The following is a 12,318-nucleotide window of genomic DNA, read 5'->3' on the forward strand; positions in this document are numbered from 1 at the left end:
GCCAAGGGAGCCGCCGGAGCCACGGGAGACGCCGCAGACCCCGGCTCGGCAGAGGTGACCGCCGCCGGGATCGCCCGGCTCGCCGGGGTCGGCCGGGCAGCCGTCAGCAACTGGCGCCGCCGCCACTCCGACTTCCCCAAGCCCGTGGGCGGCACGGAGACCAGCCCCTCCTTCGCCCTCGCCGACGTCGAGCGGTGGCTCCGCGAGCAGGGCAAGCTGGCCGAGGTCCCCCTGCGCGAGCGCGTGTGGCAGCAGATCGCGGGCCACCCCGCCGGCGCCGTCACCGCCCTCGTCCACGCGGGCTGCGCCCTCCTGCTCGTACGGGACAGGTCGGCGGCCTGGCCGGCGCTCGCCGCGCTGCCGGACGAGCGGCTCACGGGCGTCCTCCCCGTCGCTTTGGAGGAGACGCTCACCGGGCGCCTCGGCCCCGAGCGGGCCGTCCTGACCCCCACCGTCTCCGCGCTCGCCCCCTCCGTCCCCCTCCTCCGAGGGGCCGCCGAGCTCGCGGCGGAGATGGGCGGAGTCCGCCCGGCCTTCGAGTTCCTGCTCGGCCGTCACCTCGACGCCAACCCCCGGCAGTACACGCTGACCCCGCCAGGACCCGCCTCCCTGATGGCCGCCCTCGCGACCGGCGGCACGGCGTCGGCGGCCGCCGACGGCACCCGTGCCCCGCTCACCGTCCTCGACCCCGCCTGCGGCACCGGCGGCCTGCTCAGCGCGGTCGAGCGGCCCGGCGCCGTCTGCGGCCAGGACGCCGACCACGACCTCGCCGCGCTCACCGCCCTCCGCCTGGCCCTCTCCGCCGAGACCGCCGCCGACATCCGCGTCCGCTCCGGCGACAGTCTCCGCGCCGACGCGTTCCCGGCGCTCGCCGCCGACGCCGTCCTGTGCCATCCGCCGTTCAACGAGCGCAACTGGGGCCACGACGAACTGGCCTACGACCCCCGCTGGGAGTACGGCTTCCCGGCCCGTACGGAGTCCGAGCTCGCCTGGGTGCAGCACGCCCTGGCCCGCCTCCGCCCCGGCGGCACCGCCGTCCTCCTCATGCCGCCCGCCGCCGCCTCCCGCCGCTCCGGCCGCCGGATCCGCGCCGACCTGCTCCGCCGGGGTGCCCTCCGCGCGGTCGTCGCTCTCCCGGCCGGTGCCGCACCGCCGTACGGCATCCCGCTCCACCTCTGGGTCCTGCGCAGGCCCGTCCCCGGCGAGCGCCCCGCCGCCGAACTGCTCCTCGTCGACACCGCGTCCGAGCACACGGGCCAAGGCGGCCGGGACGGCCAGGGCAGGGACGGCAGGGACAGCCGGGACCGGCTCGACTGGCCGGCCGTCCACACGGCCGTACTGGACGCCTGGACGGCCTTCGACCGGGACGGGACCCTCGCCGCGACCCCCGGGGAGAGCCGCGCCGTCCCCGTCATCGAGCTCCTCGACGACGACGTCGACCTCGCCCCGGCCCGCCACCTCCCGCCCCGCGCCGCCGCCGAGGGCGCGACCCAGCTGGCCCTGGTCCGCGAGCGGCTCGCCGAGACCCTGCACCGGACCCGCGAGCTGACGCCGGCGCCCGTGACCGAGCCCGCCACGGCCGGGGGAGGCCCGGCCGGTGCCACGGCCGGCACGACCACCGTCGGCGAACTGGCGCGCGCCGGAGCCCTGACCCTGCACGCGGGCGGCGCGGGCACGGCCCCCGCCGGCGCCCCCGTCGCGGTCCTCACCGACCACGACGTCCTCGCCGCCCAGCCGCCCTCCGGCACGCTCCCCGACGGCCCGCCCGAGGACCCGGTCCTCCTCGCCGCCGGTGACGTCGTCGTCCCGGTCCTCGGCGGCGGCGCGGCCGTCCGCGTCGTCGACACCCCTGCCGAGGGAGCCGCCCTCGGGCGCAACCTCCAACTGCTCCGCCCCGACCGGGCAGCCCTCGACCCGTGGTTCCTGGCCGGATTCCTCCGGGCCACCGCCAACACCCGGCAGGCCAGCAGCTACGCCTCCACCGCGACCAGGCTCGACGTGCGCCGCCTCCAGCTGCCGCGCCTGCCCCTGGCCGAACAGCGCCGGTTCGGCGAGCGGTTCCGTGCCCTCGCGGAGTTCGAGGAGAGCCTGCGGCAGGCCTCCCGGCTGGGCGAACAGCTTGTCCAGGGCCTGTACGACGGCCTGGCGGACGGCACGGTGGAGCCGTGAGGGTCTGATCGGTTCGACAACGGTTCCGGACAACCCGGAACCGTTGTCGGTGACGGTGTATACGCTCGTCCCGGATCCGCTCCGGATCCGTTCCGATCCGTTCGAGCAGGAGCAGCAGCCGAGATGTACGGCCCCCCGCAGGCCCCGCAGCCGTCGCCGCCCGGTCCCGCCTCCGGCGGCCTGATCGCGCTGCGCGTCCTCTTCGTCGCGCTGCCGCTGCTCAGTTGCGGCTTCCTGGCGTGGGCGCCGATGCTGCGTCTCGCGATCCTCACCCGCGCGGTGCGGGACTGGGTGTTCTTCGGGCTGGCCTTCGTCGTGGCCACCGCGCTCTTCGTCTACATGGGCGTCACGGGCGAGAAGGAGGCCACCGACCTGGAGGCCGTCATCGGGGTCGGCACGATCCTGGCCCTGGGGGCCGGTTCCGTCGCCTACTACCTGGTCGGGGAGATCCGCTACTACGACCGCCGCCGCGCGATGGCGGTGCCGGCCCCGTACGGGCCGCTCGGGTACGGGTACGGGCCTGACCGCTCCGCCGCCACGACGACACCGAGCTCGCCCCCGGCCCCGGCTCCGTACTTCGGCGCCGTCCCCCAGCCCGTCCAGCCGCCCACCGCGCCCCGCATCGAGCAGGTCCGCGCCGAGCTCGACGAGCTGAGCGACCTCCTGCGCCAGGACGGACGGGACGGGCGGGACGGCCCGCACGGCGGGCAGGGCGGGGAAGGCGAAGGCCGGAGATGAACGGGCGTGTCATCGGCGGGCGTTACGAGCTCGCCACCGTCATCGGGCAGGGCGGCATGGGCCAGGTCTGGACGGCGTACGACGGCCGGCTCGACCGCCGGGTCGCGGTGAAGCTGCTGCACCCCGCCGGCATCGCCGGGCCCGCGACCGCCGCCGACGAGCTGCGGCGCCGCTTCGTGCGCGAGTGCCGGGTCACGGCGCAGGTCGACCACCCGGGCCTGGTCACCGTGCACGACGCCGGCAGCGACGGCGAGGACCTGTACCTCGTCATGCAGTACGTGGAGGGCGCGGACCTCGCCGACCACCTCGCCGAGAACGACCCGTACCCCTGGGTGTGGGCCGTCTGCGTCGCCGCGCAGCTGTGCGCGGTGCTCGCCGCCGTGCACGCGGTGCCGATCGTGCACCGCGACCTCAAGCCGCGGAACGTGATGGTCCGTCCGGACGGCACGGTCACGGTCCTCGACCTGGGCGTCGCCTCCGTCCTCGACACGGACACCACCCGCCTCACCCACACCGGTTCCCCCATCGGCAGCCCGGCGTACATGGCGCCCGAGCAGGCCATGGGCGGCGCCGTCGGCCCGTACACCGACCTGTACGCGCTCGGCGCCCTCCTCCACGAACTCCTCAGCGGGGACGTGCCGTTCTCCGGTTCGACCGCGCTCGGCGTGCTGCACCGGCACCTGTACGAACCGCCGCGCCCGATCCGCCAGCTGCGCCCCGAGGTCCCCGAGGCGCTCGAAGCGCTCGTGCTGCGCCTCCTGGCCAAGGACCCGCGCGACCGGCCGTCGGGCGCGCAGGAGGTGTACGAGCACCTCCTCCCGCTGCTGCCCGCGCGCGGCGCCCCGGCGGGGCCGATGGACCCGACCCGCCCGTTCCTGCGCCCGCACGCCCCTTGGCCGGACCGGAGCACGACGCAGTCTCCCCAGGCGCCCACGACCGCCCCCACTCCCGTACCCGTCCCCTTGCCCGTACAGCCGCCGTCGTCCCCGCCCGCCGATCCCCGGATGTACGCGACGACGCCCCCGCCTCCGACGGCGCCTCCCCGGCCCGATGTCGCCGCAGCGGTCGACGAGGTCAAGCGGCTGCTCGCCGAGGGCTCGCTGACGCAGGCCGTGGACATCCTCGGCGGCATCCTGCCCGCCGCCGCTGCGGAGCACGGCGAGGCCTCGCCGGTCGTCCGCATCCTGCGCAAGCAGTACGCGTCGACGCTGATGGACGACGGCCAGTACCGGCGCGCGCTGCCGGAGCTGCGCCGTCTCTCGGAGGACCGCGCCGCGGAGGCGGGCCCGGCGGACGCGCAGACGCTCCAGTTCCGGTACGACGCGGCCGTGTGCCTGGAGCAGCTGGGCGAAACGGCCGCCGCGCTCGCGGAGTTCCGCGCGGTCCTGCCGTTCTACGAGCAGGCCGCCGACCCGGCGCGGGCCTTCGACATCCGGCACCGGACGGGGCTGCTGCACCTGGCGACGGGGGAGCACGCGGCCGGACAGGCGGAACTCCAGCGGCTGTTGTTCGACGCGGAGCGCGCGTACGGCCCGTATCACCCGCTTCCGGTCGACTTGCGAAGGGCTTTGGACCGCCAGCGCCAGCTGGGCCCACGCCCCTGACGCGACCCCGGTGCGACCCTGACGGAGCGCCAGAATCACGACTCGGCATCTGATGGAGAAGTGGATCTTTCCTTTCCTTTTTGTCGGTTTTGGTGCATGTAACGTTCGCGTCTGATCATGTCCACGTCCTGCAAGGAATCCTCATGACGACGCCGTCCGCGCCCCTCACCCCCGAGCAGCAGCCCGCCGCCTCCGGCGCCCCCGAGGCTCCCTCGAAGGGCAAGAAGATCCTCAAGAAGATCGGCGCCGTCCTCGTCGCGATCGTCGCCGTCCTCGCCTGGAAGTTCGGCGTCCCGTACCTCACGGGCGAGGCCCCGGTGCACGCCAAGGCGGGCGAGTGCGTCACGGTGACCGGTCCGGACAACGACCCGAAGGTCGACACCGTCGACTGCGCGGCCGGCAAGGCCGACACGTTCAAGGTCGTCAAGGTCGTCGAGGACACCTTCGACGTGAACAAGTGCGGCGAGGAGCTCTCGGCGCTCGCGCAGCAGCTCGAGACGATCAAGTTCGTGCTGTGCCTCGAAGAGATCGCCGCGAAGTAGTACGGCGGACACGCGTACCGAGAAGGGCCGGAACCCCACGGGGTCCCGGCCCTTCTCGCGTCGTGGCCGGAATGCGGCGTGTCCCCGGGGATCCGCCTTGGTCCGCTCGTGGGCCGGGTCTACCGTCGGCCGGATGGCACATCCCTCAGATGCGATCCAGCTGAACCACACCATCGTCCGCGCCTACGACCGCTCCCTCTCCGCGCACTTCCTCGCGGACATCCTGGGCCTGGAGGTCGGCACCCCCCTCGGGCCGTTCCTCCCCGTCGACCTCTCCAACGGCGTGACCCTCGACTATTACGAGTGGAAGGAATCCCCGGTCCAGTCGCAGCACTTCGCGTTCCTCGTGCCCGAGGAGAGCTTCGACGCGATGATCGGGCGCCTGGAGGCGGCCGGCGTGACGTACTACGCCGACCCCGGCCACACCGAGCCGGGCAAGGTGAACCGGCTCTTCGGCGGCCGGGGCGCGTACTTCGACGATCCGGACGGACACAACATGGAGATCATGACCACGCCCTACCTGCGCTGACGCCGTCGGGGCGCGACGCGGAGCGGACCGCCGCGCGACCGGACGCTAGACGGGGTGGTGGCGGCCCCAGAAGCGGTTCACGAGCGGCGCCGCGATCCCGGTCGCCCACAGCAGCGCGGCGGCCACCCAGTGCCTCGGTTCCTGCCCCAGTGACAGCACGGCGACGACACCCGCCCCGGCGCCCAGGCTCAGGCTCATGGAGGGCCACCAGGCCGCGCGGCGCAGGAGCCCGGGCGTGGAGTAGACGGAGACGATGAACCCCGCGAGCAGGGCGATCTCGTACCCCCAGCCGCCCTCGGGCAGGCCGTAGTAGTTCGCGCCCCTCCCGTTGCTGCCCTGATGCTCGAACCCCAGATGGACCGCGCCCGCCACACCCCAGCAGAACGCGACCGCGCCCACGGCGCCGATCCCTGCCCGCCACCCCTGACTGATCATCCGCCGGATGCTACAGCCGCTCACCAGTTCGGTGGGTGACTTCGTTCCGAAGCGGGGATGCCGCCTCGGTCCGCATGCGTGCGAGCATGCTGCGGTGCGTGAACTGAGCGAGTTGATCGAGGTCGAGGATCCGGCGTGGCCGGTGCTCGGTGCCGAGTTGCGGGGCGCGGCCGTGCCCGTCGAGGTGCTGGACGCCGATCCGGAGCGTGGGGCCGCCGCGCTGGTGCAGACGCAGGTGACCGTGCGGTCGTTCCTCGGGGCGTTCCTGCTGCGCAGTGGCGGGGCGTTCGTCGACGACGGCTGGCTCCGGGTGTACGGCAGCCCGCCCGCCGACAACTCCCGGAGGCTGCCCTCCCTCGCGCGGGTCAACAGCTACCCGCCGCTGACCGTCCCCGACTGGCTGCCGCGGGCCGGGCTCGTCGTCGCCCACGACGTCCTGGGCGGGACGTTCGTCGTCCAGGGCGGGCCCGCCGACGAGGCCGGGCTGCCGGGACAGCCCGCGGAAGTGGTCTACTTCGCGCCGGACTCGCTCCGGTGGGAGGCGCTGGGTGCCGGATACGGGGCCTGGCTGTCGTGGATGCTCGCGGGCGGCACCGAGGAGTTCTACGAGAACCTCCGCTGGCCCGGCTGGCGCGACGAGGTCCGTGACCTGGACGGCGACCGGGGGCTCACCCTCCACCCGCCGCTGTGGTCCGCCGAGGCGCACCAGGACCTGGGGGCCACGAGCCGGCGCGTCGTGACGATGGCCGAGCTGCTGGAGCTGGAGCGGGAGACGAGCACGCAGTTCGACGAGGTCGACCCCGGCTCGCTGGGGGCGCTGTGAGCGGGATGACCGTACGGACCGGGCGGCTCGACCTCGTACCGCTCGACGTCGCGCACGCCGAGGAGATGGCCGGCGTCCTGGCCGATCCCGCCCTGCACGCCTTCATCGGGGGAGCCCCGCTCACCGCGCCCGAACTGCGCGCCCGGTACGAGCGGTTGGCCACCGGGTCGCCGGACCCCTCCGTGGTCTGGTGCAACTGGGTCGTGCGGCTGCGCGACGAGGACCGGCTCACCGGGGCCGTGCAGGCCACCGTCACCGACGGCGGGCGGGTCGCGGAGGTCGCCTGGGTCGTCGGCACCGACTGGCAGGGGCGCGGGATCGCCCGCGAGGCCGCCCAGGGGCTGGTCGGCCTGCTCGTCGCCCAGGGCGTACGGACGGTCCTCGCGCACGTCCACCCCGAGCACACGGCCTCCGCCGCCGTCGCCCGCGCGGCCGGACTCGCCCCGACCGGGGAGGAGCAGGACGGGGAGATCCGCTGGCGTCTGGACAGGCCCTAAGACCCCCACACCGTTGCGATGACGGCGTCGGCCGTGGCCGGGTCGCCCGCCAGGCGGCCCGCCTCGCGGACCTCGTCCGCGTCCAGGGCCCCGGACTTCGCCAGTTCGATCGCCTCGTGGACGCCGTCGCCCTCGCCGTGCGCGAGCATGACGAGGAACCAGCGCACCGCCTGCACCGGGTCCGGCTCGGTGCCGAAGCCGTCGCGGTACCAGCAGGCGGCGGCGTGCATCGCGCCCGTGTGGCCGCGCTCGGCCGCCCACAGGTACCAGGTCAGCGCCTCCTCGTCGCGGTCCAGCTCCGACAGCCGGTCGGCGAGCAGGGCGCCGGCGAGGTCGATCCCCTCGCGGGTGGCCCTCTCCAGGAGGAGCCGGGCCTCGTCGAAGTCGTCGACGAGCTGGGCGAGGTTGAGGCAGGCGTACGCGTCCCCCGCCTCCGCCGCCGCCCGGAACAGTTCGGCGGCGTGCTCGTGGTCCTCCGGGACGCCGATCCCTTCGAGCAGCATGTACCCGTAGGTGCGCTGCCCGGCCGGGTCCCCGGCGCCGGCCGCCGCCCGGGCGTACCGCACGGCGTCGGGCAGGGCCGACTCGTCGAAGTACTCCAGATAGATCCCGGCCAGCAGCGCGGCCGCCTCCGCCGACCCGGCGTCGGCCAGCGGCACGAGGCCGACGGTCACCTGCGTCGCGAGCTCGGCGCCCTCCGCGCTGCCCTCCATGGCGGCCCGCACGAACGCGTGCCCGGCCGCCACCCACTCCCCGGCCTCGGCGGCCTTCCGTCCCTCGTCCAGATGCATGCGACGACCTTAAGGCCGGTCCCGGGAACGCCTGATGGCGGAGGTCAGGCGCGAGAGCGCCAGCGCCACCAGAGCGCCCGCTCCCACCGCAAGACCGGCCCGCAGACCCGGCGGGCGGAAGGCGCAGTCGACGGTGCCGGAGGCGGGCGCCGGGAGGGCGAGGAGGCCGCCGTACGAGGTCGTGGGGGAGTTTGCGCAGGTCCAGCCGGCGATGTGCGGGGCCGCTACGACGACGGTTCCCGGCCGGCCCGCCGGGAGGGCCGCCCTGATGCCGTCGGGCGCGGCACGGACCGCCGTGGCCGCCTCGGCGCGCAGCGACGTCACCGCCTCCCGCAGCCGCGCGTGGTCCAGGCAGCCGATCTCGCCGCGTCCGCCGCCCGGCACCTCCACCCTCGTGCCCGCCGTCCGCTGGACCCCCAGCGACGTCATGGCCGCGCTGCGCTTCGGCCGGCCGCCCAGGAGGGCCGCCGTGCTCGCGCCCAGCCGGGCCCGGCCCGTGGCGTCGGGCGCCCACAGGAAGACCTCGGTGCCGACCGGGCAGGCGCCCGCGCGCGCGGCCTCGTACACCCGGGAGCCCAGCAGGAGTTCCTGGTTGCGGAAGGGCGACGGGCCGTAGACCGGCGGCGGGCCCGGCGGGCGCACGCTCACGAGCGGCAGGTACGTCTCCGTACGCTCCACCGATCCGTCCCGCCACCGCGCCCCCACCCCGAACACCGCGTCCGTCACCGGGTTGTCCAGGCTCAGCAGGTTCCGGCCCCGCGAGGTCCAGCCGCCGCCGAGCGCCGTCAGCGTCTCCGTGAGGACCGCCGGGGTGTGGCTGCTGTAGTACGCGGCGCCCTGACCGCCCAGGAGCAGCGGATCGTTGCCCGCGACCCGGGGCAGCCCCGTGTCCGTGCGGTACGCGGGCCAGCCGTCGGCCGCCGCCAGGGCCGCCGCCCGGCGCTGCTGCTCCGCGCCCAGCGGCGGGTAGTCGTCGAGCCGGGCCGCCCGCTCCCGGTCCGCGTGGGCCGCCGTCGCCGCCGCCTGCCCGAGCAGCGTGCCCGTGACCAGGAGCGCGGCCAGGATCCCGTACCGGCCCCGGCGGGGGAGGAGGAGCGCGCCCGCCACCGCCGCGAGGCCCGCGCCCGCGAGGAGCAGCGCCGTGGGGGTGAGGATGCGGCTCGGCAGCGCCCCGGCCGCGAGGGCGAGGACGACCGCCGCCCCCGCCGCCAGTGACCGCCGGTCCGGGAGCCTGTGGGAGACGGCCGTCCAGGCGGCGAGGACGAGGACGCCGGAGAAGACGAACGTCTGCCGGTACGGGCTGCCGTTCGGCGTGGCGAAGACATGCCAGACGAGATGGGCCGGCCCCCACTGCATCGAGAGCGCGACCGCCACGCACAGGCCCGCCCACAGCCACCGCACCCGGCCCGGGAGGTCCCTGCGGAAGAGGAGCGTGGCCGCGAGCAGCGGCACCGCCGTGCTGACGAAGGCCGCCGGGGTGGCGAAGCTGTACGTCGCCGGGAGGAGCCGGGCGAGGACGTCCGTACCGGCCGCCGGGTCGAACTCCCTGACCACCCCGGGGTACGCGTGGCGCGACCCGAGGAAGACGGGGACGAGGACGGGGGCGGCGAGACCGATGCCGAGCGAGGTCGTCAGCGCCGCCCGCACCACCGGACGCGCACGGACGCCGTCCGTCGTCGCCAGGCGGACCAGGAGCACGAGGGCCGCGCCGAGCGTCGCCATGTACGCCGTGTAGAAGTTCGCCAGCCAGCACACCGCCACCACCGCAGGCCCCAGGAGCGGCCTGCGGCCCTCCCGTACCCACTCGCCGACCAGGCAGAGCAGCGGGAAGGCGATCAGGCCGTCCAGCCACATCGGGTTGTACGTGCCCTCCGCGAGCGACCAGCCGCACAGCGCGTACGCGGCGCCCAGGACCGCCGCCCACCACCACACGCCGCCCGGCCCGGTCCGCCGCAGCAGGAACGTCATCGCCGCCGCCGCGACCGCCGTCTTCAGGACGGTGATCCCGTACACCGCGTACTCGATGTCCGCGCGTGGGAGGAGCGCCACGAGCGGGGCGAAGGGGCTCGACAGGTAGGTGCCGTAGTCGGGGAGGAAGCTCGTGCCCCAGCCCGCCCGCCAGTCGAGCAGCAGCCCGCCGTCCGCGCGGCCCCGCAGCAGGTCCCAGAGGTGCGCGTGGAACGGCACGAACTGGTTCGCGAGGTCGTTGACGGCCCGGTGGCGCGGCCCGAAGGGGAAGACCCGGGCCACGGCGTCGCCGGCGCAGACGGCTGCCGTGGCGAGGAGGGCGGAGAGCGACAGGGAGCGCAGGGCGTTCGGCATGACGGATCGAATATGCCAGCGAGTCCCCGGGAAGGGCCGGGCCCGGCAGGCCAGTTCACGCAATCGTCGCCTGCCCGCCACCCACCCGGACCGGCCGGGTCACCGGGCTCCGTTGTCGTGGTCCGCGTGCTGCTCTCGATCGTGGTCCCGTGCTTCAACGAGGATGACGTCCTCACCCGCTTCCATGCCCGCGTGACCGAGGAATTCTCCCGCCTCGACGGGGAGTTCGAGCTGGTCTACGTGGACGACGGGAGCCGGGACCGGACCCTCCCGCTCCTCCAGGAGCTGGCCGCCGCCGACCCCGGCCGCGTCCGCTACGTCTCCTTCAGCCGCAACTTCGGCAAGGAGGCCGCGATGCTCGCCGGGCTCCGGCACGCCGCCGGGGACGCCGTCGTCATCATGGACGCCGACCTCCAGCACCCGCCCGAGCTCGTGCACCGCATGGTCGCCCTGCACGCCGAGGGGTACGACCAGGTCGTCGCCCGCCGCACCCGCGAGGGCGACCGGGTCACCCGCACCCTGACCGCCCGCCTCTACTACCGGGCGATCAACCGGCTCGTGGACGTCGAGCTCGTCGACGGCGTAGGCGACTTCCGGCTGCTGTCCCGCCGTACCGTCGACGCGCTCCTCGGCCTCGGCGAGTACAACCGCTTCTCCAAGGGCCTCTTCGCCTGGGTCGGCTTCCGCACCACGACCTTCTCCTACGAGAACGCCGTGCGTGAGGAGGGCCGCTCCAAGTGGACCTTCGGCAAGCTCCTCAACTACGGGCTCGACGGTCTCCTCTCCTTCAACAACAAGCCGCTCCGGGCCGCCGTCTACCTCGGCCTGATCCTCGTCTCCCTCGCCTCGGTCTACGCCGCCTGGATCGTCGTCGACGCCCTGGCCAGCGGCGTCGACACACCCGGCTACGTCACGCTCCTCGTCGCCGTCACCGCGCTCGCCGGCGTTCAGATGGTGATGGTGGGACTCATCGGCGAGTACGTCGGCCGCATCTACTACGAGGTGAAGCGACGCCCCCACTACCTGGTGCAGGAGACGGAGACGGGGCAGGAGGACAGGGGGATGCGGGCCGACACCAGGCGGTCCCGTGACTCGTTGTGGGAAACAGTCGCTCCGAAGTAGTGGCTACGGCCCCGGCGACTCCCTACCATCGATCACCGCAAGGTCGTTCAACTGACGCACGACCCGCCCGGGAGGCTCCTGTGCACCGCCGCGATCGCCGCATTGCTCTCTCCGTCTCCGCCGCGCTCCTCGCGGCGCCGTTGCTCACCGCCTGCGGGAGCGACGCCCACCCAGGAGCTGCGGCCGTCGTCGGCGGTGAACGGATCGAGGTCTCGACGCTCCAGGCGCAGGTCAAGGACGTGCGGGCCGCACAGGCCGCCTCGCCGCAGGCCGCCCAGCTGCTCGGCACCAGCGGCGACCTCAACCGCCGCAAGCTCAACGGCCTGATCTTCGACCGGGTCGTGAACAAGGTCGCCGCCGACAACGGCGTCACCGCGACCCGCGCCGAGCTCCAGGAGACCCGGGCCGCGTTCGTCCGGCAGAGCGGCGGCGAGGACCGGCTGGCGGCCGTGCTGCTCCAGGAGCAGGGCGTGGCCCCCGACCAGATCGACGACGTCGTCCGCCGCAACGTCCTCATGAACAAGATCGCCGCCAAGCTGGGGATCACCGAGACCCCCGAGGGCCAGGAGAAGCTGACGAAGGTCTTCACCGCCGCCTCGAAGGCCCTCGACATCGACGTGAACCCGCGCTTCGGCGCCTGGGACGACGCGCAGGTCCAGCTCGACGGCGCCTACGACGGGGCGCCGTGGCTGCGGCAGGTCAGCCAGGACCCGGGCGCGGCCCAGGCCGGGGCCTGAGGCCGGGCC

The 12,318-nt window shown here is 74.6% G+C and carries 12 protein-coding genes; 9 read left to right on the plus strand and 3 right to left on the minus strand.

Translation table 11 applies throughout. From position 1 onward, the window contains the following. Window positions 1-54: 54 nt before the first annotated feature. The 5 genes from DEJ46_RS24015 to DEJ46_RS24035 all read left to right on the plus strand — a co-directional run bounded on the left by DEJ46_RS24015 (window position 55) and on the right by DEJ46_RS24035 (window position 5,582). Entirely contained in the window at window positions 55-2,169 is a 2,115-nt protein-coding gene (locus tag DEJ46_RS24015; RefSeq protein WP_150269521.1) for an N-6 DNA methylase, read from the plus strand. A gap of 123 nt (window positions 2,170-2,292) precedes the next feature. After that, window positions 2,293-2,907 carry a hypothetical protein gene (locus tag DEJ46_RS24020; RefSeq protein WP_150269522.1) on the plus strand — a complete coding sequence of 205 codons (615 nt, stop codon included), beginning with the start codon at window positions 2,293-2,295 and terminating at the stop codon, window positions 2,905-2,907. Between the two features lie 56 nt (window positions 2,908-2,963). Next, window positions 2,964-4,511 (plus strand): protein kinase domain-containing protein, encoded by a 1,548-nt coding sequence (locus tag DEJ46_RS24025; protein WP_411757833.1) that lies wholly within the window; start codon window positions 2,964-2,966, stop codon window positions 4,509-4,511. A gap of 143 nt (window positions 4,512-4,654) precedes the next feature. Next, window positions 4,655-5,053 (plus strand): hypothetical protein, encoded by a 399-nt coding sequence (locus DEJ46_RS24030; RefSeq protein WP_150269526.1) that lies wholly within the window; start codon window positions 4,655-4,657, stop codon window positions 5,051-5,053. 133 nt (window positions 5,054-5,186) lie between these two features. Then, window positions 5,187-5,582, plus strand: coding sequence for a VOC family protein (locus DEJ46_RS24035; RefSeq protein ID WP_150269528.1), 396 nt, complete (start codon window positions 5,187-5,189; stop codon window positions 5,580-5,582). Window positions 5,583-5,627: 45 nt separating this feature from the next. Here the strand turns inward: DEJ46_RS24035 and DEJ46_RS24040 are convergent, their stop codons facing one another. After that, window positions 5,628-6,017, minus strand: coding sequence for a hypothetical protein (locus tag DEJ46_RS24040; protein WP_150269537.1), 390 nt, complete (start codon window positions 6,015-6,017; stop codon window positions 5,628-5,630). Window positions 6,018-6,111: 94 nt separating this feature from the next. Between DEJ46_RS24040 and DEJ46_RS24045 the strand changes: the two genes are divergently transcribed. Then, a complete protein-coding gene (locus DEJ46_RS24045) occupies window positions 6,112-6,840 on the plus strand; it encodes a DUF2625 domain-containing protein (protein ID WP_150269539.1) in 729 nt (242 codons plus the stop codon). Between the two features lie 5 nt (window positions 6,841-6,845). Then, on the plus strand, window positions 6,846-7,337 hold the full coding sequence (locus DEJ46_RS24050) for a GNAT family N-acetyltransferase (RefSeq protein WP_150269541.1): 492 nt from the start codon (window positions 6,846-6,848) through the stop codon (window positions 7,335-7,337). Here the strand turns inward: DEJ46_RS24050 and DEJ46_RS24055 are convergent. Both DEJ46_RS24055 and DEJ46_RS24060 read right to left on the minus strand, forming a co-directional pair. After that, entirely contained in the window at window positions 7,334-8,128 is a 795-nt protein-coding gene (locus DEJ46_RS24055) for a tetratricopeptide repeat protein (RefSeq protein WP_150269543.1), read from the minus strand. The two genes, DEJ46_RS24050 and DEJ46_RS24055, sit on opposite strands and share 4 nt — an antisense overlap. A 9-nt stretch (window positions 8,129-8,137) precedes the next feature. Further along, the gene (locus DEJ46_RS24060; protein ID WP_150269545.1) at window positions 8,138-10,450 is read right to left on the minus strand and encodes a YfhO family protein; all 2,313 of its coding nucleotides are present in this window, start codon (window positions 10,448-10,450) and stop codon (window positions 8,138-8,140) included. 126 nt (window positions 10,451-10,576) lie between these two features. On the opposite strand from DEJ46_RS24060, the gene DEJ46_RS24065 reads away from it, so the two are divergent. Beyond that, entirely contained in the window at window positions 10,577-11,572 is a 996-nt protein-coding gene (locus DEJ46_RS24065; RefSeq protein WP_150269547.1) for a glycosyltransferase family 2 protein, read from the plus strand. Between the two features lie 80 nt (window positions 11,573-11,652). Continuing rightward, window positions 11,653-12,309, plus strand: coding sequence for a SurA N-terminal domain-containing protein (locus DEJ46_RS24070; protein WP_150269549.1), 657 nt, complete (start codon window positions 11,653-11,655; stop codon window positions 12,307-12,309). The last annotated feature ends 9 nt before the right edge of the window (window positions 12,310-12,318 follow it).

The sequence above is a fragment of the Streptomyces venezuelae genome (assembly GCF_008642375.1).
In the GTDB taxonomy this organism is placed as follows: Bacteria; Actinomycetota; Actinomycetes; order Streptomycetales; family Streptomycetaceae; genus Streptomyces; species Streptomyces venezuelae_G.